At 68.6% G+C, this 21,017-nt stretch carries 25 protein-coding genes; 14 read left to right on the forward strand and 11 right to left on the reverse strand.

Annotated elements, in window-relative coordinates:
- From FHD68_RS08365 to FHD68_RS08375, 3 genes are all read left to right on the forward strand, one after another.
- The coding region (locus tag FHD68_RS08365; RefSeq protein WP_167550381.1) for a tyrosine-type recombinase/integrase at window positions 1-253 on the forward strand (253 nt) is incomplete at its 5' end.
- Window positions 254-304: 51 nt separating this feature from the next.
- A complete protein-coding gene (gene msrA / locus FHD68_RS08370; RefSeq protein ID WP_084697183.1) occupies window positions 305-880 on the forward strand; it encodes a peptide-methionine (S)-S-oxide reductase MsrA in 576 nt (191 codons plus the stop codon).
- Window positions 880-1,749, forward strand: coding sequence for a 50S ribosomal protein L11 methyltransferase (locus tag FHD68_RS08375; RefSeq protein WP_139085522.1), 870 nt, complete (start codon window positions 880-882; stop codon window positions 1,747-1,749). Before msrA ends, FHD68_RS08375 begins: the two co-directional genes overlap by 1 nt.
- 83 nt (window positions 1,750-1,832) lie before the next feature.
- Here FHD68_RS08375 and FHD68_RS08380 read toward each other — a convergent pair whose 3' ends face one another.
- Together FHD68_RS08380 and FHD68_RS08385 are read right to left on the reverse strand one after the other, a co-directional pair.
- On the reverse strand, window positions 1,833-2,027 hold the full coding sequence (locus FHD68_RS08380; protein WP_042250734.1) for a DUF1127 domain-containing protein: 195 nt from the start codon (window positions 2,025-2,027) through the stop codon (window positions 1,833-1,835).
- 191 nt (window positions 2,028-2,218) lie between these two features.
- On the reverse strand, window positions 2,219-2,938 hold the full coding sequence (locus FHD68_RS08385) for a 16S rRNA (uracil(1498)-N(3))-methyltransferase (protein ID WP_127897750.1): 720 nt from the start codon (window positions 2,936-2,938) through the stop codon (window positions 2,219-2,221).
- A gap of 15 nt (window positions 2,939-2,953) precedes the next feature.
- Here FHD68_RS08385 and ubiA point away from each other — a divergent pair, with 15 nt between their 5' ends.
- The 3 genes from ubiA (at window position 2,954) to FHD68_RS08400 (ending at window position 6,442) form a co-directional block, all read left to right on the forward strand.
- Entirely contained in the window at window positions 2,954-3,892 is a 939-nt protein-coding gene (ubiA, locus tag FHD68_RS08390) for a 4-hydroxybenzoate octaprenyltransferase (RefSeq protein ID WP_164871390.1), read from the forward strand.
- A 61-nt stretch (window positions 3,893-3,953) separates the two neighbouring features.
- On the forward strand, window positions 3,954-6,116 hold the full coding sequence (locus tag FHD68_RS08395; RefSeq protein WP_127897748.1) for an OmpA family protein: 2,163 nt from the start codon (window positions 3,954-3,956) through the stop codon (window positions 6,114-6,116).
- Window positions 6,113-6,442 (forward strand): hypothetical protein, encoded by a 330-nt coding sequence (locus FHD68_RS08400; RefSeq protein ID WP_045980936.1) that lies wholly within the window; start codon window positions 6,113-6,115, stop codon window positions 6,440-6,442. Before FHD68_RS08395 ends, FHD68_RS08400 begins: the two co-directional genes overlap by 4 nt.
- An 18-nt stretch (window positions 6,443-6,460) precedes the next feature.
- Here the strand turns inward: FHD68_RS08400 and FHD68_RS08405 are convergent, their stop codons facing one another.
- From FHD68_RS08405 to smpB, 3 genes are all read right to left on the reverse strand, one after another.
- Complete coding sequence (locus FHD68_RS08405; RefSeq protein WP_139085524.1) at window positions 6,461-7,642, reverse strand: amino acid aminotransferase; 1,182 nt, start codon at window positions 7,640-7,642, stop codon at window positions 6,461-6,463.
- A complete protein-coding gene (gene sseA, locus FHD68_RS08410) occupies window positions 7,642-8,493 on the reverse strand; it encodes a 3-mercaptopyruvate sulfurtransferase (protein WP_127897746.1) in 852 nt (283 codons plus the stop codon). Before sseA ends, FHD68_RS08405 begins: the two co-directional genes overlap by 1 nt.
- A 61-nt stretch (window positions 8,494-8,554) precedes the next feature.
- Window positions 8,555-9,028, reverse strand: coding sequence for an SsrA-binding protein SmpB (smpB, locus tag FHD68_RS08415; protein WP_045980939.1), 474 nt, complete (start codon window positions 9,026-9,028; stop codon window positions 8,555-8,557).
- Between the two features lie 89 nt (window positions 9,029-9,117).
- Here smpB and FHD68_RS08420 point away from each other — a divergent pair, with 89 nt between their 5' ends.
- The 5 genes from FHD68_RS08420 (at window position 9,118) to FHD68_RS08440 (ending at window position 14,238) form a co-directional block, all read left to right on the forward strand.
- Window positions 9,118-9,555 (forward strand): ion channel, encoded by a 438-nt coding sequence (locus FHD68_RS08420; protein ID WP_046000753.1) that lies wholly within the window; start codon window positions 9,118-9,120, stop codon window positions 9,553-9,555.
- 3 nt (window positions 9,556-9,558) lie between these two features.
- Window positions 9,559-11,217, forward strand: a complete 1,659-nt coding sequence (locus FHD68_RS08425; RefSeq protein ID WP_127897745.1) for a thiamine pyrophosphate-binding protein — start codon at window positions 9,559-9,561, stop codon at window positions 11,215-11,217.
- On the forward strand, window positions 11,214-12,203 hold the full coding sequence (locus tag FHD68_RS08430; RefSeq protein ID WP_127897744.1) for a P1 family peptidase: 990 nt from the start codon (window positions 11,214-11,216) through the stop codon (window positions 12,201-12,203). The genes FHD68_RS08425 and FHD68_RS08430 overlap by 4 nt, the downstream gene beginning before the upstream one ends.
- A 211-nt stretch (window positions 12,204-12,414) precedes the next feature.
- Window positions 12,415-13,884 (forward strand): NAD-dependent succinate-semialdehyde dehydrogenase, encoded by a 1,470-nt coding sequence (locus FHD68_RS08435; RefSeq protein WP_127897743.1) that lies wholly within the window; start codon window positions 12,415-12,417, stop codon window positions 13,882-13,884.
- 99 nt (window positions 13,885-13,983) lie between these two features.
- A complete protein-coding gene (locus FHD68_RS08440; protein ID WP_198143153.1) occupies window positions 13,984-14,238 on the forward strand; it encodes a GlsB/YeaQ/YmgE family stress response membrane protein in 255 nt (84 codons plus the stop codon).
- Window positions 14,239-14,386: 148 nt separating this feature from the next.
- Here the strand turns inward: FHD68_RS08440 and FHD68_RS08445 are convergent, their stop codons facing one another.
- Window positions 14,387-15,148, reverse strand: coding sequence for a DUF1013 domain-containing protein (locus FHD68_RS08445; protein WP_045980944.1), 762 nt, complete (start codon window positions 15,146-15,148; stop codon window positions 14,387-14,389).
- 187 nt (window positions 15,149-15,335) lie between these two features.
- Here FHD68_RS08445 and FHD68_RS08450 point away from each other — a divergent pair, with 187 nt between their 5' ends.
- Window positions 15,336-15,971, forward strand: a complete 636-nt coding sequence (locus tag FHD68_RS08450) for a ribonuclease T2 family protein (RefSeq protein WP_127897742.1) — start codon at window positions 15,336-15,338, stop codon at window positions 15,969-15,971.
- Here FHD68_RS08450 and FHD68_RS08455 read toward each other — a convergent pair.
- Complete coding sequence (locus tag FHD68_RS08455) at window positions 15,968-16,954, reverse strand: NAD(P)H-quinone oxidoreductase (RefSeq protein WP_045980946.1); 987 nt, start codon at window positions 16,952-16,954, stop codon at window positions 15,968-15,970. The genes FHD68_RS08450 and FHD68_RS08455 overlap by 4 nt on opposite strands.
- 10 nt (window positions 16,955-16,964) lie before the next feature.
- Window positions 16,965-17,618, reverse strand: a complete 654-nt coding sequence (locus tag FHD68_RS08460) for a COQ9 family protein (protein ID WP_127897741.1) — start codon at window positions 17,616-17,618, stop codon at window positions 16,965-16,967.
- 92 nt (window positions 17,619-17,710) lie between these two features.
- Between FHD68_RS08460 and rpsU the strand changes: the two genes are divergently transcribed.
- Entirely contained in the window at window positions 17,711-17,917 is a 207-nt protein-coding gene (gene rpsU, locus FHD68_RS08465) for a 30S ribosomal protein S21 (RefSeq protein WP_081994671.1), read from the forward strand.
- A gap of 86 nt (window positions 17,918-18,003) precedes the next feature.
- On the opposite strand, the gene FHD68_RS19355 is transcribed toward rpsU, so the two are convergent.
- Together FHD68_RS19355 and FHD68_RS08475 are read right to left on the reverse strand one after the other, a co-directional pair.
- The gene (locus tag FHD68_RS19355; protein WP_205963174.1) at window positions 18,004-18,753 is read right to left on the reverse strand and encodes a hypothetical protein; all 750 of its coding nucleotides are present in this window, start codon (window positions 18,751-18,753) and stop codon (window positions 18,004-18,006) included.
- Between the two features lie 69 nt (window positions 18,754-18,822).
- Window positions 18,823-19,284 carry an Lrp/AsnC family transcriptional regulator gene (locus tag FHD68_RS08475; protein WP_046000877.1) on the reverse strand — a complete coding sequence of 154 codons (462 nt, stop codon included), beginning with the start codon at window positions 19,282-19,284 and terminating at the stop codon, window positions 18,823-18,825.
- Between the two features lie 134 nt (window positions 19,285-19,418).
- On the opposite strand from FHD68_RS08475, the gene ald reads away from it, so the two are divergent.
- Window positions 19,419-20,537, forward strand: a complete 1,119-nt coding sequence (gene ald, locus FHD68_RS08480) for an alanine dehydrogenase (protein WP_127897740.1) — start codon at window positions 19,419-19,421, stop codon at window positions 20,535-20,537.
- 3 nt (window positions 20,538-20,540) lie between these two features.
- Here the strand turns inward: ald and mscL are convergent, their stop codons facing one another.
- Window positions 20,541-20,984 carry a large conductance mechanosensitive channel protein MscL gene (mscL, locus tag FHD68_RS08485; RefSeq protein ID WP_045980951.1) on the reverse strand — a complete coding sequence of 148 codons (444 nt, stop codon included), beginning with the start codon at window positions 20,982-20,984 and terminating at the stop codon, window positions 20,541-20,543.
- Window positions 20,985-21,017 lie beyond the last annotated feature (33 nt).

The raw sequence follows: 21,017 nt of genomic DNA on the forward strand, positions 1-21,017 counted from the left end.
CGGCGGCCGCCTGACCGCCAGCGCGGTCGAGGGCGCGATGCGCCAGGCCCGCGCGGCCATCGGCCTGCCGGCCAGCGCGACGCCCCATGCCCTGCGCCACAGCTTTGCCACGCATCTTCTGTCCGCGGGTGGCGATCTGCGCACCATCCAGGAACTTTTGGGCCATGCCAGCCTGTCGACCACCCAGGTCTATACCGGGGTGGACGACGCGCGGCTGATGGCCGTCTATCGCGCCGCGCACCCGCGCGGTTGAACCCCGGCGCGCCCGCAGGCGTTTGCCCCATCATCCACCAACGAGGCCCCGATGACCGATCACGCCATCTTTCACCGCCCCCTGGGGGCCACCCCGCCCGCCGGCTATGACCAGGCGATCTTCGGCATGGGCTGCTATTGGGGGGTGGAGCGGCTGTTCTGGAAGCAGAACGGCGTCTGGCTGACCGAGGTCGGCTTTGCCGGCGGCGACGTCCAGAACCCCACCTATGACCAGGTCAAGCGCGGCGACACCGGCCATGCCGAGGTCGTGCGCGTGATCTATGACAGCTCGCTGATCAGCTATGATCACCTGCTGCAGCTGTTCTGGGAAAACCACGACCCCACGCAGGGGGACCGGCAGGGCAACGACGTGGGCAACCAGTATCGCAGCCTGATCATGACCTTCACAGACCTGCAGGAATCGGCGGCCGAGGCGTCCAAGATCGACTATGACAATCGTCTGGCCGTGCAGGGCATGGACAAGATCACCACGCAGATCGTCCCCGCCGGCCCCTTCTGGCCCGCGCACGAGGCGCATCAGCAATATCTGGAAAAGAACCCCGACGGTTATTGCGGCCTGAAGGGCACCGGCGTACAGGCCAGCATCCCCAACCCGGATCCGATCTGATGGCCACCTATACCGCGCTGACCCACCTGCCCGGCCGCGAAGCCGCCGAAGACCTGGCGCTTGCCTGCGAGGACCTGACCCCCGAACCCGTCGGCACCGGCGTCTTCGAGATCGAGGACGGCAGCGAACGGTGGGAGGTGGGCGCCTATTTCACCGAAGCCCCTGACGAGATCGCGCTGGCGATCCTGGCGGCCGCCTATGGCGCGCAGCCCTTTGCGGTGTCCGAACTGCCCGATGTCGATTGGGTCGCCCATGTCAAACGCGAACTGACCCCCGTCCGCGCGGGCCGGTTCTTCGTGCATGGCAGCCACGATGTCGACCAGATCCCTGAAGGTGTCGAAGCGCTGTGGATCGAGGCCGCGATGGCCTTCGGCACCGGGCACCACAACACCACCAAGGGCTGCCTTGAGGCGCTTGACCGCCTGGCCACCGACGGGTTCAAGGCGACGCGCATTGCCGATATCGGCTGCGGCACGGCGGTCTTGGCGATGGCCGCGGCACGGCTGTGGCACGTCACGCTCTTGGCCAGCGACATCGACCCGGTTGCCGTCGACACCGCCGCCGCCAACGTGATCGCCAACGGCCTAGACGGTCGTGTGGAATGCGTCGAGGCGGCGGGGTTCGACCACCCGATGCTGGAACGTGCGGCGCCCTATGACCTGGTGCTGGCCAACATCCTCAAGCAGCCGCTCATCGATCTGGCGCCCGACATGGCGCGCCATGTCGCCAAGGACGGCCGCATCGTGATGTCGGGCATTTTGACCACCCAGGCGGATGAGGTCACCGCCGCGTATCAGGTCGTGGGCTTTGCCCCCGACCGGCGCGACGACATGGGCGACTGGACCACGCTGGTGATGATCCGGGGCTGACCCCACGCCACCATCCGGACATGAAAAAACCCCCGCGAGCATTCCGCTTTCGGGGGTTCGTTCGTCAATTGTGGCAGCAAGCCTTAGAAGCCGCGCGCAACCCGCTCGATGTCGCCGCGGCACAGACCGATATCGTCCAGCTCGCGGTCCGACAGGCGGCCCAGTTCGCGACGCGTCATGCGGGTTTCCCGCCAGGACGCGATCAGCGACGTGATTTGCGCCACGACGTTGCCCACGCCTCCGACAGCCACGCTGCGGTTCGTTTCGATCGTCGACATCAGTTCACCTGTTTTCACTTTGCCCGGTCAGCGGGCACATTTCGGATAGACAGGAGATAGTTTCGGCAGCCCACGAACGGTAGCCGCAAAACCGGCAACCCCGCTATGCGCTTTTCGCAACAGGTGGGCGTGTTTCTGTCGCAAAAAGGTCACGAAGGGACGCAAATCGAACCCTTTCGTCTGCCTGTTGGTTAACGCCAGTCGCCCAGGGCCGATTGCCACAGCGCCAGCGCGGCCACCGCCGCCGTGTCGGCGCGCAGGATTCGCGGCCCCAGGCTGACCGGCGTGACGAAGGGCAGGCGCGCCAGCCGCGCGCGTTCGGTGGCGGAAAACCCGCCCTCGGGGCCGATCAGGATGGCCCAAGGGCCCTGCGGCAGCCCGGCCAGCGTCGCGGCCGGCCCGGCGCGGGATTCGTCCGCCCACAGGATGCGCCGCGCCGGGTCCCACCCGTCCAGCACGCGCGACAGCGGGGCCAGGTCGGCCACCGGGGGCACGAAGGTGCCGCCGCATTGTTCCGCGGCCTCGATCGCGTGCGCCTGCAGGCGATCCTGGCGGATGCGGTCGGAATTGGTGTGGTCGGTCTGCACGGGCATGATGCGCGCCGCGCCCATCTCGGCCGCCTTCTCGACGATGAAGTCGGTGCGGGCCTTCTTGATGGGCGCGAAGATCAGCCACAGGTCCGGCGGGTCCTGTTGGATCGCGGTCTGCGCGACCACCGACAGGCTGCCGCCGCGCTTGCCGGCATCCAGCAGGGTCGCCTGCCATTCGCCGTCGCGCCCGTTGAAGACCGACACCGCGTCGCCCTGCCGCAGGCGCATGACGCCCGACAGGTAATGCGCCTGCGCGCCGTCCACGGGAACGGGTTGTCCTGCAACCAACGGGTGATCTATGAACAGTCTGATCTTAGCCATGATGGGCGCGACGCTATGCAAAGCCGGACAGAAAGGCCAGACGCCGTCTTTGACGCGCCCCCGGACAACTGGGTGGACCGCTTTGCGCCGGTGCGCACGCGGCCCTGGCTGCGGCTCAGCCGGGCGGACCGCCCCATCGGGACATGGCTGCTGCTGCTGCCCTGCTGGTGGGGGATCGGGCTTGCGATGATGGCGGACGGGCCGCGGCTTTTCGATCTGTGGATCGCGCTGGCCTGCGCCATCGGCGCCTTCGTCATGCGCGGCGCGGGCTGCACCTGGAACGACATCACCGACCGCGACATCGATGCGCAGGTGGCGCGGACCCGGTCGCGGCCCCTGCCCTCGGGGCAGGTCAGCCTGCGCGGCGCCTATCTGTGGCTGGGGGCGCAGGGGTTGGTCGGACTGGTGATCCTGCTGACGCTGGGACGGGCGGCGGTGTGGATGGGGGTCGCGTCGCTGGCGCTGGTGGCGATCTATCCCTTTGCCAAGCGTTTCACCTGGTGGCCGCAGCTGTTCCTGGGCTTTGCCTTCAACTGGGGCGTCATGCTGGCCTATGCCGCGCATATGGGCCGGGTCGATCCGGCGCCGGTGGTGGCCTGGCTGGGCGCGATCGCCTGGACGATCTTCTATGACACCATCTATGCCCATCAGGATGCCGATGACGACGCGCTGATCGGGGTGAAATCCACAGCCCGGCTGTTCGGTGACCGCAGCCCCGCGATTCTGGCAGGCTTTGCGCTGGTGACGGTGGCGGTTCTGGCCGTGGCCGTCGCACTGACGGGTCGCAATCTGTTGATGGGTTGGGCCGGAGTGCTGGCCTTGGGGCTGCACCTGACGTGGCAGCTGCGGAATTTCCAGCCGGATCAGGGCGCTGTCTGCCTGCGTCTGTTCCGGTCGAACCGCGATGCGGGGCTGATTCTTGCGCTGTTTCTTGCCATTGCGGGGCTGGCATGATTGCGCCACCGCCCCCCCGTCGCTAGACGTTGCACGCTTGCAACAGCACAAGGTTTTTCCGATGGCCCGACGCCGCCGCCTTTCGACATCCCTGGCCACCATCATCGTGTTGGCCGGCGCGGGCGGATTGTCCTGGATGGGGGCCGAGGCCGCAGCGACCTTCGTCGAAGATCGCGCCGCGCGCGACGTGACGCAGGCGCTGCAGGCCGCGGGCCATGACTGGGCGCAGGTGGCGACCGACGGGCTGCGCGTTCGCCTGACCGGCACCGCCCCGTCCGAGGTCGAGCGGTTCCGTGCGGTGACTCAGGCCGGCACCGCCGTCGACGCCACGCGCATCCTGGACGAGATGACCGTCGCCTCGGTCGAGGCGATGACCCCCCCCGATTTCAAGGTCGAGCTGCTGAAGGGCGAACAGGGGCTGTCGCTGATCGGGCTGGTTCCCGCCGCCACCGACCGCGACGCGATCCTGCGCGGACTGCGCCCGGCGGGCCAGCAGGTGACCGACCTGCTGGAAGCCGCAGACCACCCCGTCCCCGACGGCTGGACCGAGGCGCTGCGCTTCGGGCTGCAGGCCGCCCAGATGACCGCGCAGGCCAAGATCTCGATCGCGCCGGGACAGGTGCAGGTGGCGGCGTTGGCCGCCGACCGCGAGGATCAGGGTCGGCTGGAACAGGCGCTGCGCCGGGCCGCACCGCCGCAGGTCGCGCTGGACCTGCAGATCACCGCGCCGCGTCCGGTGATCGCGCCCTTCACGCTGCGGTTCGTGATGGATGATGGCGGCGGCCGCTTCGACGCCTGCGCGGCCAGCGACGATGCGGGCCGCGACCGGATCGTGCAGGCGGCACGCGATGCCGGCATGCAGCGGGTGCCGACCTGCACCCTGGGCCTGGGTGCCCCGTCCGACGACTGGGCCGAGGCCGCCGCCGCCGCCATCGCCGCCGTGGGGCAACTGGGCCAGGGCCAGGTGACGCTGTCGGATGCGGACGTGGCGCTGGTGGTGCCTGCATCGGTGACGCGCCAGCGGTTCGACCAGGTCGCCGGCCGCCTGGAACAGGCGCTGCCCCCAACCTATCGGCTGCAGGCCCAGCATGAAAAGGCGGCCGCCCAGGCCGCGCCCATCGAATTCCAGGCCACGTTGCCGCCCTCGGGCAGCCTGTCGATGCGCGGACGCATCGCGGATGCGCAGATGCAGCAGGCCGTGGACAGCTTTGCGCGGTCACGCTTTGACGTGGCGCAAAGCGGTCTGCGGACCGATCCGTCGGTTCCCGGCGGCTGGACCGTCCGCGTGATCGCGGGACTGGAGGCGATGGGCGCGCTGCACGCGGGCCAGGTCCGCGTGACCCCCGACATGATCGAGCTGACGGGCGTGTCGGGCGATCCGCGCGCCAGCGACCGGGCCGCGGCGCTGCTGTCGGAACGGCTTGGCCCGGGCGCGCGCTATCGCCTGGCGATCAGCTATGACCGCCGCATGGACGAGGCCCTGGGCCTGCCCGACGGAGAGGAATGCGTCGCGCGCCTGAACATCATCATGTCCGAGAGCGAGATCGGCTTTGAACCCAGCCGCTCGTCTATCGCCGGCGATCCGGTGCCGACGATGGAGCGGTTCGTCCGCGCCATGGCCGATTGCAGCGATTTTCAGATCGAGGCCGGCGGCCATACCGACTCTCAGGGTTCGGAGGCGTTCAACGCCGAACTGTCGCGGTCGCGCGCGCAGGCCGTCGTCTCGGCGATGGCCGATGCCGGGATCAGCGTGGCGAACATGTCGGCCCGCGGCTATGGCGAAAGCCGCCCCGTCGCCACCAACCAGACCGAGGAAGGCCGCGAGATCAACCGCCGGATCGAGTTCCGCCTGCTGTCGCCGCACCCTCTGGATGCCGACACCATCCCCGCCCCGGTCACCATCGCCGGCGTCACCGGCGCCGAGGTCGACCCGGACCCCGCCGAGGATCTGACCCAAGGCCCGCGCCTGCCGCCGATGCAGGGGCCGCAGCTGCCCGACCAGGCGGCGCAGATGCAGGGCCCGCAACTGCCCCACAGCCGTGCCGCGTCCGGGATGGTGCCGATGACCGTGGGCGTCGCGGAACAGTTCCAGACGCTGGACGAACGCGAGGAAAACCTTAGGGTGCCCGTGCTGACGCCCGATGACGACACCCCCCGCCCCGGCCCGCGTCCCGACAGCGTCGCAGAGCAGGCAGGCGCGCAAGACGAAGCGACAGACGAATGAACAGATCCGAATTCATAGCCGTGACCGCCCTGATTCTGTTCGGGGCCTTCGTGCTGGGCTGGATCGCCAGCTGGCTGGTCCATCGCGTCGCCCGCCCTGCCCGTGCCGACATGTCCGAGCTGGACCGCATGGCCCAGCAGCTGCACGAGGTCGAGGAGGAGCGCGACGAGGCCGTGGCCGCCCTGGCCGAACGCGAGGCGGCGCTGACCACCCGCCTGGCGGGCACGCAGGCCGAATTGCGCGATGCGATGGACGGCCTGCGCGACAGCCGCAACGAGGTCGAGGACCTGCGCGACTACATCGAGCAGGCACTGGCGCGTCGCTGACGCGCCAGTCCGCCTGGATCAGATGCCGGCGTCGATGATGGCGCGGGCCAGGACCGGCACCGTGTCGCGGTTCAGACCCGCGATGTTCAGGCGCGAATCGCCCACCATGTAGATGGCCGCATCGGTCTTCAGGCGCTGCACCTGTTCGGGCGTCGCGCCAAGGCGCGAGAACATGCCGCGGTGATGGCGGATGAAGTCGAACCGGTCGCTGCCCGACAGATCGCGCAGTTCGGCCGCCAGCTGGTCGCGCAGGCCCAGCATGGTGTTGCGGACCTCCTCCAGTTCCGCCGCCCAATCGGCGCGCAGCGCGTCGTCCATCAGGATGGTGCTGACGATGCGCGCGCCATGATCCGGCGGGAACGAGAAGTTCTGGCGGTTCAGGAAGGCCATTGACCCCTGCGCCAGATCGCGGCCCTTGGTGGTGTCGGCCAGCGCGATCAGGATGCCGGTGCGTTCCCGGTAGATGCCGAAGTTCTTGGAACACGACGCCGCGATCAGCACCTCTGGCAGGCTGCGGGCGACAAGGCGCGTGGCCTCGGCATCCGCGTCCAGCCCGTCACCAAAGCCCTGATAGGCCAGGTCGATCAGCGGGATCGCGCCCGATTTCTGCAGGATCGCCACGACCTCGGACCATTGCTCCAGGGTCAGGTTCGCCCCGGTCGGATTGTGGCAGCAGCCGTGCAGCAGGACGACGTCGCCCTTGCCCGCCTGCGCGATGTCGGCCTTCATGCCCTCGAAATCGACACCACGGGTTTCCGCGTCGAAATAGCGGTATTCGGTATAGGGCAGGCCCATGAACGCCATGATCGACAGGTGGTTCGGCCAGGTCGGGTTCGACACGAACACGCGCACACCCGGATTGGCCAGCCGCGCCAGTTCCAGCGCCTGACGGATGGCACCCGTGCCGCCCACGGAGGCGACCGAGGCCAGACGGTCGGCGGGCAGATCGCCCAGCACCATCGTGGCCAGCGCGTTGCGATAATCGGGTTCGCCCGCCAGTCCGGTATAGGCCTTGGTGGTCTGCGTCTCCCAGATGCGCTGTTCGGCCGCCTTCACGGCGCGCATGACCGGGGTGACGCCCTGCGGGTCCTTGTAGACGCCCACGCCCAGGTCGATCTTGCCCTGTCGGGTGTCGGCCTTGAACTCCTCGATCAGCATCAGGATCTTGTCGGGGCTTTGGGCTTTCAGGTCGGTCAGCATCAGGCGTCTCCGGTTGCGATGTTCAGGTCGGCGAAGCTGCCCCATTCGGTCCAGCTGCCGTCGTAAAGCGAATGGTCGCGATGGCCCGCCCGCTCCAGCGCGAAGGACAGCACCGCCGCCGTCACGCCGCTGCCGCAGGTGGTGATGACCGGCTTGGACAGGTCGATGCCCGCCTCGGCAAAGGCCGCGCGGATCGCGTCGGGCGCGATCATCGTGCCGTCGGCGTTGAACAGGCGACCGAAGGGCAGGTTGCGCGAGCCCGGGATATGGCCCGCGCGCAGGCCCGCGCGGGGTTCGGGCTGATCGCCGCGAAAGCGTTCGGGGCTGCGCGCATCGACGATCTGCGGGTCGCCCAGCTTGCTGGCCGCGGCCACCTGGGTCACGTCGCGCACCAGGCCCGCCTGGCGCTGGACGGTGATGTGGCGGTCGCGCATGACGGGGGGCATGTCCTCCAGCGGGCGGCCCTCGGCGCGCCATTTCGGCAGGCCGCCGTCCAGCACGGCCACGTCGGTCTTGCCCATCAGGCGGAAGGTCCACCAGACGCGAAAGGCGCTGCGCACGTCGGAATTGTCATAGATGACCACCTGATGCCCGTCGCCCACGCCCATCGCGCGCAGGCGGCTGATGAACATCTCGGGCGGGGGGGCCATGTGCGGCAGGGCGGAGCGCTTGTCGCTGATCGCGTCGATGTCGAAGAAGCGCGCGGCAGGGATGTGGCCCGCCTCGTATTCGGCCCGTGCGTCGCGGCCCGTGGCGGGCATGTGCCAGCTGGCGTCGATGATGCGCAGGTCGGGATCGGACAGATGCGCCGCCAGCCAGTCGGTCGAGACCAGTGTCTTCGGATCGTCCATCGCCGTCCCCCTTGGCTTGTGCCGCCCCGATCTACAGGCCGGGGGCCAGGGCTGCAATGGCCTATCCCTGCTTCAGCAGGCGCGCTTTTTGACGATTCCAGTCGCGGGCGGCGCTGGTTTCGCGCTTGTCGTGGTTCTTCTTGCCCTTGGCGACGGCGATCTTCAGCTTCACGATGCCGCGGTGGTTGAAATACATCACCAGCGGAACCAGCGTCATCCCCTCGCGCGCGGTGGCCTGCCACAGGCGGGCCAGCTCGCGCGATTTCACAAGCAGCTTGCGGCGGCGCCGCTCCTCGTGGCCGAAGACGCCGGCCCGCGACAGGGCCGCGATATAGCCGTTGATCAGCCACAGCTCTCCGCCCTCGACCGAGGCATAGCTTTCGGCGATGTTCGACTGGCCCACGCGCAGGGACTTGACCTCGGACCCGGTCAGCATGATCCCCACCTCGAGATCGCTCTCGATGGCATAGTCGTACCGGGCCCGCCGGTTCTCGGCGATCACCTTGTAGTTCTTGCTGTCGTCATCCTTGGCCATGGCAGGTCAGATAGGCGCGGCGGGTGCATCTGTAAAGGCATGCGTTGCGCGATGGCCGTGCCCTGCGCTAGGTCTGTCGCGGGGGGGACATGCTGGGTCAGATCGCGTTCGGATCGGTGCTGATGGTGATCAGCGTTCTGATGGCCGCCTTGGCCATCTGGGCGCTGGAGACGGCATTCTCCCGCAACGCCCGCTGGCTGGCCCGCGCGCCCCATCGGCCCAAGCTGGCTTTGGTGATCGTCGCGACCAGCCTGGCGGTGCTGGCGATGGTCACGGCGTCGGTCTGGCTGTGGGCGGTGGCGTTCCACCAGATGGGCGTCTTCGCCACCTTCGAGGAGGCGATGTACTTCACCTTGGTCACCTTCACGACACTTGGCTATGGCGATGTGCTGATGCCCCAGGACTGGCGCATCCTGGGCGGGCTGGCGGCGGCCAACGGGCTGTTGCACTTTGGCCTGATGACGGCATTCATGGTCGAGGCGTTGCGCCATGTCCGCGTGCGCCAGATCGAATTCACGGAAGGGTAGCCGATGCGGCATGGCGGTCAGATCTTGGTGCAGGCGCTGCGCGCCAACGGCGTCACGCGGGTGTTCTCGGTTCCGGGCGAAAGCTTCCTGGCGGCCCTGGACGGGCTGGTGGACAGCGGCATCCGCAACATCGTCTGCCGCCACGAAGGCGGCGCGGCCATGATGGCCGAGGCCACCGGCAAGCTGACCGGCAGGCCCGGCGTGGCCTTCGTCACCCGCGGACCGGGGGCCACGAACGCCAGCGCCGGCGTGCATGTCGCCCGCCAGGACAGCACCCCCATGATCCTGTTCGTGGGCCAGATCGCGCGCGGCGACCAGGACCGCGAGGCCTTTCAGGAGGTCGATTACCGCGCCATGTTCGCGCCCTTGGCGAAATGGGTGGCCCAGATCGACGCGACCGACCGCATCGCCGAATACGCGGCCCGCGCCTTTCACGTGGCGATGTCGGGCCGACCCGGTCCCGTGGTCCTGGCCCTGCCAGAGGACATGCTGTCCGCCCAGGCCGACATTCCCGACCTGGCCCCCGCCCCGGCCCCGCTGTCTTATGTCGCGCCGCAATCGGTAGAGGCCGTGGCCGACGCCCTGGCGACGGCACGGCGTCCGCTTGTCGTCGCTGGCGGCAGCCAGTGGTCGCAGGACGCGGCCGAGGACCTGGCCCGCTTTGCCGCGGCCTGGGATCTGCCTGTGGCCGTGCCCTTCCGCCGCCAGGACCGCATGGACAACCGTCTGCCCCATTACGTGGGCGACCTGGGCGTCGGCATGAACCCCGCGCTGGCCGCGGCGCTGCGCGAGGCGGACGTGATCCTGTCGCTTGGCTCGCGCCTGGGGGACACGCTGACCGGGGGCTACAGCGCGATGGACCCGGTGCGTCCCCATGCCCGCGTGATCATGGTCCATCCCGACCCCGACCAGTTGGGCACGCTGTGGCGGGCCGATCCGGGCCTGGTCGCCGATCCACGCCGCGTGGTGGCCGCGCTGGCCGACCTGCCCGCCCCCACGACGCGCTGGTCCGATTGGCGGGCCCGGCTGCGCGCGTCCTATGACGACTGGCAGACCCCGCGCCCCACGCCCGGCGCGCTGCGGCTGGAACAGGTGGTGGGCTGGCTGGCGCAGAACCTTCCGGCTAACGCGATCGTCACCAACGGCGCGGGGAACTATGCCAGCTTCCTGCACCGCTATTACCGCTGGCGCTGCCACGGCACGCAGCTGGCGCCCACGTCGGGGTCGATGGGATACGGCCTGCCCGCGGCCATCGCCGCCAGCCTGACCCATCCCGACCGGACCGTCGTCTGCCTGGCTGGGGACGGCTGCCTGCAGATGACCGTGAACGAGCTGTCGACCGCTGCCCAGTACGGCGCAACGCCCATCGTCATCGTGGCCAACAACGGCCGCTATGGCACGATCCGGATGCATCAGGAGCGCCACTATCCGGGACGCGTGTCGGGCACCGACCTGTTCAATCCCGACCTGCCCGACGTGGTCCGCGCCTATGGCGGCCATGGCGAGCTGGTCGAGCGGGACGAGGATTTCGCCCCCGCCTTTGAACGCGCCCGCCTGTCTGGCCGCCTGTCCGTGATCGAATTGCGGCTGGACCCCGAGGCGCTGACCCCCGGCGCGACCCTGACCCAGACGCGCGACGCGGCGCTCAGGGCGCGGGCATGATCCCCGGCCCGCGCAACCGGATCACCGACGTGGCCGGGCTGCGCGTGGGCCATGCCCAGGACGACGCCCTGCGGTCCGGTGTCACCGTGCTGACCGCAGATGCGCCATTTGCGGCCAGTGTCCACGTGATGGGCGGCGCGCCCGGGACGCGGGAAACCGACCTGCTGGCGCCCGACAAGCTGGTGAGCGGGGTCGATGCGCTGGTGCTGGCAGGCGGGTCGGCCTTCGGCCTTGCGGCCTGCGACGGGGTGATGGCGGCGCTGCACCGGGCGGGGCGCGGCTTTGCCGTGGGCCCCGCGCGGGTGCCGATCGTGCCGGGTGCGATCGTGTTCGACCTGCTGAACGGCGGCGACAAGGGGTGGGACGCCAACCCCTATCCCGCGCTTGGCGCCGCGGCCTGGACCGCGGCGGGGGCGGACTGCGCGATGGGGTCGGTGGGCGCGGGCACCGGTGCGCTGACCGGTACGCTGAAGGGCGGGGTCGGGTCGGCATCCGCGGTGCTGCAGGGTGGGGCCACCGTCGGCGCGCTGGTCGTGGTGAACGCGCTTGGGCAGGCGACCGTGGGCGACAGCCGCCACTTCTGGGCAGCCCCGTGGGAGCTGGAGGCCGAATTCGGTGGCCTGGGCCTGCCCGCGCGCTTTCCCGCCGCCCATGAACCCGCCCCGGCCAAGCGCCTTGGCGAGGCCACGACCATCGCCATCGTCGCGACCGATGCCGTGCTGGACAAGGCCGGGCTTCAGCGCATGGCGACCGCCGCGCATGACGGCCTGGCCCGCGCCCTGGTGCCCAGCCACACGCCGCTGGACGGCGATCTGGTCTTTGCAGTGTCCACGGGCGCACGACCCCTGGCGGACGCCGTCGGCGATGCGTTCGTCCTGGGCCATGCGGGGGCCTGCGTGCTGGCGCGTGCCGTGGCGCATGGCGTGCACAGCGCCAGGGCGCAGCCGGGTGACCTGCAACCCAGCTGGCAACAGCGGTTCGGATAGGAAAAGGGCGGCGCGACCAGCGCACCGCCCCCGAGAGATCGCCAAGAGGGACAGCTTAGCGATTGCAGGCCGAACGCCGAACCCCGCCCCCGGTTGCGACGCCCGCTTCACGTTTCCGTCATCGTCGGCACCGACCGGCCCCGCGGCGGCTTTGACTTTGCCGCGCCGGGCATGTTCACATGCCGCAACCGAAATGCACCCCGAGGACGCCATGACCAAGCCGACCGATCTGAAAAGCCTTCTTCGCGACCCCTCGCTGTTGGAAACCCGTGCGTTCGTGGGCGGCGAATGGGTCGACGCCGATGACGGCGCCACGTTCGAGGTCACCAACCCCGCCCGCGGCGACGTCATCGCCCATGTGGCCGATCTGGGCCGGGCCGAGACCGCCCGCGCCATCGACGCCGCCGCGGCGGCGATGAAGGACTGGGCCGCGCGCACGGCCAAGGACCGCGCCCAGGTCATGCGCAAGTGGTTCGACCTGATGATGGCCAACCAGGACGACCTGGGCACCATCCTGACCGCCGAACAGGGCAAGCCCCTGGCCGAGGCCAAGGGCGAGATCGCCTATGGCGCCAGCTTCATCGAATGGTTCGGAGAGGAGGCCAAGCGCGTCTATGGCGAGACCATCCCCGGCCACCAGGCCGACAAGCGCATCAGCGTCATCCGCCAGCCCATCGGGGTCGTCGGCTCGATCACGCCCTGGAACTTTCCGAACGCGATGATCGCGCGCAAGGCGGGGCCCGCGCTGGCCGTCGGCTGCGGCTTCGTCGCGCGGCCCGCAGCCGAGACGCCCCTGTCGGCGCTGGCCATGGCAGTGCTGGGCGAACGGGCGGGCCTGCCCAAGGGCATCCTGTCGGTCGTCCCTTCGTCGCGCGCCAGCGACATCGGCAGGGAGTTCTGCGAGAACCACCTGGTCCGTAAGCTGACATTCACCGGTTCGACCGAGGTGGGTCGCGTGCTGCTGCGCCAGGCCGCCGACCAGGTGATGAAATGCAGCATGGAGCTGGGCGGCAACGCGCCCTTCATCGTTTTCGACGATGCCGATCTGGACGCCGCGGTCGAGGGTGCCATGGCGTCCAAGTTCCGCAACAACGGCCAGACCTGCGTCTGTGCCAACCGCATCTATGTCCAGGCCGGGGTCTATGACGCCTTTGCCGACAAGCTGAAGGCCGCGGTCGAGAAGCTGCGCGTGGGCGATGGGCTGACTGAGGGGACCACCACCGGCCCGCTGATCAATCAGAAGGCCGTCGACAAGGTCGAGGAGCATATCCGTGACATCACCCAGGGCGGAGGCCAGGTCCTGACCGGCGGCAAGCGCAAGGACGGCCTGTTCTTCGAGCCGACCATCGTCACCGGTGTCACCCGCGACATGAAGGTCGCGACCGAGGAGACCTTCGGCCCGCTGGCGCCGCTGTTCCGCTTCGACACCGAGGATCAGGCGGTTGCCGCCGCCAACGATACCATCTTCGGTCTGGCCGCCTATTTCTATGCCCGCGACATCGGCCGCGTCACCCGCGTCCAGGAGTCGCTGGAATACGGTATTGTCGGCGTGAACACCGGCATCATCTCGACCGAGGTGGCACCCTTCGGTGGCGTCAAGCAGTCCGGCCTGGGCCGCGAGGGCAGCCATCACGGATTGGAGGACTATCTGGAGATGAAGTATATCTGCCTCTCGGTCTGACATTTTCGAAGACGTCTTGGAACCGGGGGCCGGAGGCCACGTTGCGCTCACAGAAGGCGCCGACCGTCAGGGTCGGCCGGGACAATCAAGGAGAATGGCATGGGCTGGCTTGCAGCTATCATCGTCGGGGGCATTGCCGGTTGGCTTGCTGAAAAGTTCATGAAGTCCAACATGGGCCTCCTGATGAACATCATCCTGGGCATCGTGGGCGCGGTGCTGTTCAACTTCATCTTCGGCTCGCTTCTGGGCCTCTATGCGGCCGGTGCAAGCTTCAGCTTCGCCTATCTGCTGGCAGGCTTCGTGGGTGCATGTATCCTGATCGCCATCGCACGTGCGGTGCGCGGCCGCGCCTGACACTCAGGCGTTTGCAGAAAGGGCCGTGTCGGGGAAACCCGGCGCGGCCTTTTTCATGCGATCGTTGTTGCGGGCGGGCAGCTGCGTGTCCATCCCAAGACAAAAGGCCGGGCGATTGCCCGGCCTTTTTCATCCTCTGCGGTACCAATCAGCGGCGCGACTTGCCGTGATCGTCCTCGTCGTCACCCTCGTCATCCGTGTCGGGCAGGTTGAAGAACGTGTCCTTGTCCAGCTCCCGCTCGGGCTTGTCCTCGTCGCGCGACAGGCTGAAGTTCTCCAGCCCGGCGATCGCGCTGGGCAGGCGCGGCTCCTCGGACATGGACAGCGATGTCTCGGTGCTGACCAGCTTGCGACGCTCGTCGTCGGTCATCACGCCACCTTCGGCGGCCTTCTTCTTGGCGGCCTTCTGGACAGCCGCGTCCAGTTCGGTCTGCCGGCACAGGCCCAGGGCGACCGGGTCGATCGGCTGGATGTTCTGGCTGTTCCAGTGCGTCCGCTCGCGGATCGACGCGATCGTGGGCTTGGTCGTGCCGACCAGCTTGGCGATCTGCGCATCGGCCAGTTCCGGGTGGAACTTGACCAGCCACAGGATCGCCGCGGGACGGTCCTGCCGCTTGGACAGCGGCGTATAGCGCGGCCCGCGGCGCTTTTCCTCGCCGTCGGCGGCGGGGTTGTGCTTCAGGCGCATGCGATAGATCGGGCTCGCCTCGGCGCGCTTGATCTCCTCGGGGTCCAGCTGGTTCGAGGCGACGGGGTCATAGCCCTTGACGCCCGCGGCCACGTCGCCATCGGCGATGCCCTGAACCTCAAGCTCGTGCAGACCGCAGAAATCGCCGATCTGCTTGAAGCTGAGCGTCGTGTTGTCGACCAGCCAGACGGCGGTGGCCTTGGCCATCAGCGGCTTGCTCATGTCAGTCTCCTTCGCGTGTCTCTTGGTCCCGAACATGGGGGCGAGGGCCGGAAAAACGGCTTCGGCTTGCGCCATTCCTCGTTTTCGGGGGGAATTGGCAGGTCATATACCGATTCCGGATGCCGGGGAAAAGAGGATTCGCACGTTTGCCGGTGCATGCCGGCGCGGGCGTCGCTATTGTCGCAGGATGCGCATCCTGTTCCTGACCCTCGCGGTCCTGCTGCCCCCCCTGCCCCTTGCCGCCCGCGACGTCGCGGGGCGGTTCGATTATTACGTGCTGGCGCTGTCCTGGCAGCCGACCTGGTGCAGCACGACGGGCGACGACCGCGACGCCCCCGAATGCCGCGACGGCACGGCACGCGATTTTTCGGTCCACGGACTGTGGCCGCAATACGAACGCGGCTGGCCGCAGGACTGCACGACGCCCGAACGCGACCCGTCGCGCCGCGAAAGCGCCGCGATGGCCGACGTGATGGGGTCCGGCGGGCTGGCGTGGTATCAGTGGAAAAAGCACGGCCGCTGCAGCGGGCTGTCTGCCGCGGGCTATTACGATGCGACCCGGCAGGCGGCAGAGGGCATCGTCATCCCGCCGGTGCTGGATGATCTGGCCCGCGACGTCGCGGCCCCGCCCGCGGTGATCGAGGAAGCCTTCCTGGAGGCCAATCCCGACCTGGATGCCGACGGCGTCACCATCGCCTGCCGCGACGGCGCCCTGACCGAGGTGCGGATCTGCCTGACCCGGGACCTGGAACCCCGGACCTGTGCGCCCGACGCGCGCCGCGACTGCGACGCGCCCCGCCTGCTGATCGAGGCCGTGCGCTAGCCCGCGACCTTCAGGACGATCTTGCCGATATGGTCGCTGCTTTCCATCCGGCGATGGGCATCGGCCGCGTCGGCCAGCGCGAACTCGCTGTCGATAGTGACGGCGACCGACCCGGCGGCGATCATCGGCCACAGCCGCTTGCGGATCTGGTCGGCGATCTCGGCCTTTGCGACGTCGGATTGCGGGCGCAGGGTGGACCCGGTGATGGTCAGGCGGTTCACCATGATCTGGGCAAAGTTCAGCTCGACCTTGGGGCCTTCCAGAAAGGCGATCATCACCAGCCGCCCGTCCTGTGCCAGCGTCTTGATGTTGCGGGGGATGTAGCTGCCCCCGACCATGTCCAGGATCAGGTCCGCACCACCCGCCTCGGCCAGCACCTTGGTGAAATCCTGGCTGCGATAATTGATGGCGGTGGCGCCAAGCGCGGTGATGGCCGCGCATTTGTCGTCGCTGCCTGCGGTGGCAAAGACGCGCGCGCCCAGGGCGTGGGCGATCTGGATGGCCATCATGCCGATGCCGGAGGTTCCGCCATGGACCAGAAAGCGGTCGCCCCCGGTCAGCCCACCGCGCTGGACGACATTCGACCAGACGGTGAAGGCGGTTTCGGGCAGGCATGCCCCGTCGCGCAACGACAGTCCCTTGGGAATGCGCAGCGCGTGATCGGCGTGGCACACCGCGTATTCCGCATATCCGCCGCCGGGCAGCAGCGCGCAGACCTGTTCGCCCTTGCGCCAGCGCGTGACACCCGCGCCAAGGCCCACGATCTCTCCCGAGGCCTCCAGCCCGGGCAGGTCGGACGCGCCCGGCGGCGGGGCATAGCTGCCCGATCGCTGCAGCACGTCGGGGCGGTTCACGCCGGCATAGGCGATCTTGATCAGGATCTGGTCATGGCAGGGCACCGGCACGGGCCGGGTCGTGGCGCGCAGCTGATCGGCGGCGCCGGGGCCTGCGATCTCGATGGCGGTCATCTGGTCGGGAAACATGCGGTCGTCCTTATCGGGTCTTGCCGGGCAGCGCCCGGTCGCGGGGCGCGCGGATCCAGCCCAGGGCGGCGTCGGCCAGCTTGGACGCGCCGGGCAGGCTGCGCAGGCGCGCCTTGACCGTCTCGACCGACATCACGCCGTCGATGCGGCGGTCGATGAAGGCGCGGGTGTCGGCGCGACCTTCGGACTCGTCGCCCAGCCAGAACAGCACCGTGGCCGAGATCACCGCCGTCAGCGTCGCGCGTTTCGAATACCAGTTCACGTCCTGCGACCGGTCGCCCAAGGCGGTCCAGATCACGTCCGAGGTCTCCCAGACCAGCCGCGCGGCAAGACCCGCGTTCTGCGGCAGGGCCAGCGTCGCGGCACCGGCGCGCACCAGTTCGGGGTCCGACAGTTCCAGCCGCCGCCACACGGCCTGGGCCACGCGGTCGCGGAACCGTCCCTCAAGCGGGGTGGCGGCCAGCGTCTCGCGCAGCGTCCGGTCGGCGCGGCGGTGATAGGCGGCGGCCAGCCCGGCACCGCCCTGCGGGAAATGCACCCGGATCAGGGCCGCATCCATGCCGATGTCGCGTGCGCCGGCGGCCAGCGCCCGTTCGTTCATCCCCTCGAAGGGGACATGGATCAGTGCGGCATCCAGCAGCGCGTCTCGGTCGGTGTTGGTCATGCATACCTCGTCTGGACATTTGCGCCCGCCCCTGTTAGGGGGACGCTTCCTGCAATCTATCAACTCTAACCTAGGAAGGTGGTGACAACCACATGCAGGTCAATGTTCGCGACAACAACGTCGAACAGGCGCTCCGTGCTCTGAAGAAGAAACTTCAGCGCGAAGGTGTCTTCCGCGAAATGAAGCTCAAGCAGCATTTCGAGAAGCCGTCGGTCAAGAAAGCCCGTGAAAAGGCCGAGGCCGTTCGCCGCGCCCGCAAGCTGGCCCGTAAAAAGGCACAGCGCGAAGGCGCGCTGTAAGACGACGCGATCTTGTGTCATTTGAAAACCCCCGCGGCGCCATGCCGCGGGGGTTTTCTTTCGTGCTGGGTCGATCCGGGATGCGATCAGCCGTTGCTGTCCGAGCCGCCATCCGAACCGCCGTCTGATCCACCATCGGAACCGCTGTCCGATCCGCCGTCGGAACCACCGTCCGAACCGCCATCCGAATCACCGCCGTCGGATCCACCGTCCGTGCCGCCATCAGACGTGCCGCCATCAGACGCGCCGCCGTCGGATGCGCCGCCGTCGGCGCCATTGTCCGAACCGCCATCCGCGGCACCGTCATCACCGGTCCCGCCACCCATGCCGTCATCACCGGTACCATCATCTGTGGCGCCATCTTCGGTCGATCCGTCATCGGTCGCGCCGCCGTCCACGGCGCCTGCCGTGCCGACGGGCGCCGCGCCGGAATCATCGCCTGCCGAGGATGTCTCGGGGTCGGCACGCGTCTCTACACCGTTCACCGAGACGAGCCGCCCGTTGGCGGTGCTGTAGACCAGTTCGGTCGGCACGCCGGCGCGCTGTGCGGTCACCGTCAGGATGGGTCCCTCGCGCTGGATGTAGATGTCGGAATAGCCCTGGTCGGACAGGGTGTCGGCGATGGCCTCATAATTCTCCAGGCTTTCCAGCCGCGGATAGTCGCTTTCCGAGACGAAGCCACCGGACGGCGATTCCTCTAGCGCGTCATCGGGGACGATGACGGTCGATTCGGGGGTCTCGATCACGGTGGTCTGTGCGATCGCGGTCGTGGCCATCAGGCTGGCTGCGGCGATCTGGCCGCCGACCAGCAGGGCCTTGAACGGAGTCTTCAGCATCGTGCGTCTCCTGTTGTCTGTCTGGCGGCATAACGCGCATCCGGGCCCGCAGGGTTCCCTGACCGCCGATCAGACGGGAATCGCAGTCGTCCGGAACACCGTGCGCAGGGCAAAGCTGGAATGCATCTGGGCAACTCCCGGCAGGCGCGACAGGTGCTGACGATGGATGCGGGCGAAGTCGTCCGTATCCTCGACCACGATCTTCAGCAGATAGTCGGCCGTGCCTGCCATCAGGTGGCATTCCAGCACGTCCGGGATGGTGCGCACGCCGCGTTCGAAGGCGTCCAGGACCTCGTCCGCCTGACCCGACAGGGTGATCTCGACGAAGACCGTCGTCTGGCGGCGCAGGGCGCGCGCATCCAGAAGCGCGACATAGCCCGAGATGACACCGGCCTCCTCCAGCCGCTGAACGCGCCTGTGGCAGGCCGACGGGGACAGATGCACCCGCAGCGCCAGCTCGGCATTGCTGATTCGTCCCTCGGTCTGAAGCAGGGACAGGATTCGTCGGTCTATTGCGTCAAGATCGGCCATGCCGGCAGAATCTTCCAAGACCAGTCCCGATGCCAGCGGTTTCTTCGCCGATCATCCGCCTGTCGGGGGAATGTTCGCAGCACCTTGCGGGCCGGACGGGGCATCATCGGACCACAGCTCTGGGAGGAGAGACCATGAAGATCGGATGCCCCACCGAAATCAAGCCGCAGGAATTCCGCGTCGGCCTGACCCCCGCCGCCGCCGCCGAGGCCGCGCTGCGCGGCCATGACGTGCTGGTCCAGTCCGGCGCGGGCCTGGGCGCGGGGTTCGCGGACCAGGACTACGTCGATGCCGGCGCCACGATCGCCCCCGACGCGGCAACGGTGTTCGCCGATGCCGAACTGATCATCAAGGTCAAGGAGCCGCAGGCCGCCGAACGCAAGATGCTGGCCCGTGGCCAGATCCTGTTCACCTATCTCCACCTGGCGCCCGATCCGGACCAGACCCGCGACCTGCTGGACAGCGGCGTGACCGCCATCGCCTACGAGACGGTGACCGACGCGCGCGGCGGCCTGCCCCTGCTGGCCCCGATGTCCGAGGTCGCCGGTCGCCTGGCCCCGCAGGTCGGCGCATGGGCGCTGCAAAAGGCCAATGGCGGCCGCGGCATGCTGATGGGCGGCGTGCCCGGCGTGCGGCCTGCGAATGTCGTGGTGATCGGCGGCGGCGTGGTGGGCACCGCGGCGGCGCGCGTGGCGGTCGGCATGGGGGCCAACGTGACGGTCATGGACCGGTCGGTGCCGCGCCTGTCCTATCTGGACGACATCTTCATGGGCCGCCTGACCACCCAGTTCGCCAGCGCCGCGGCCACGGCCGAGGCGATCCGCACGGCCGACATGGTGATCGGCGCGATCCTGATCCCCGGCGCCGCCGCGCCCAAGCTGATCAGCCGCGACCAGCTGTCGACCATGCCGCAGGGCGCGGTTCTGGTCGACGTGGCGATCGATCAGGGCGGTTGCTTCGAGACGTCGCGCGCCACCACGCACCAGGACCCCATCTATGACGTCGACGGAATCGTGCATTACTGCGTGGCGAACATGCCGGGCGCGGTGGCCCGCACCAGCACGCAGGCGCTTGGCAACGTGACCATGCCGCATCTGCTGGCCCTGGCCGACAAGGGCTGGCGCCGCGCGCTGACCGATGACGCGCATCTGCGCGCCGGGCTGTCGGTCCACGAGGGCCAGCTGACCTCGCCCCCGGTGGGCGAGGCCCTGGGCCTGGATGCCGTCACCCCGGCATCGGTGCTGGGGCTGTAGGCGTCAGGCGGGGCTGGCGCGGTCGGCCAGCAGGTCGCGGATCTGCGCCAGCAGCTCTTCCTGGGTGGGGCCGGCCGGGGGGGTCTCCTTGGCCTCCTCCTTGCGCATCGCGGCGCGCTGCAGGCGGTTCACGCCCTTGACCAGCAGGAACACCGCCCAGGCCACGATCAGGAAGTTCAACACCGCCATCGCGAAGGCGCCATAGGCAAAGATCGCCGCCCCGGAATCGCGGGCGGCGGCCAGACTGGCCCCGTCGGCCACGTTACCGGACAGAACGACGTACTTGTCGGTGAAATCGATCCCGCCGGTCATCAACCCCAGGATCGGGTTGATCAGGTCGACGACCAGCGAATTGACGATGCCCGTGAAGGCCGCGCCGATGATGATGCCCACGGCAAGGTCGATGACGTTGCCGCGGGCAATGAAAGTCTTGAATTCCTGAATCATGACACACTGTCCCCGTGCTGCGCGTCAATTCCG

It is taken from the genome of Paracoccus marcusii (assembly GCF_006151785.1).
GTDB lineage: Bacteria > Pseudomonadota > Alphaproteobacteria > Rhodobacterales > Rhodobacteraceae > Paracoccus > Paracoccus marcusii.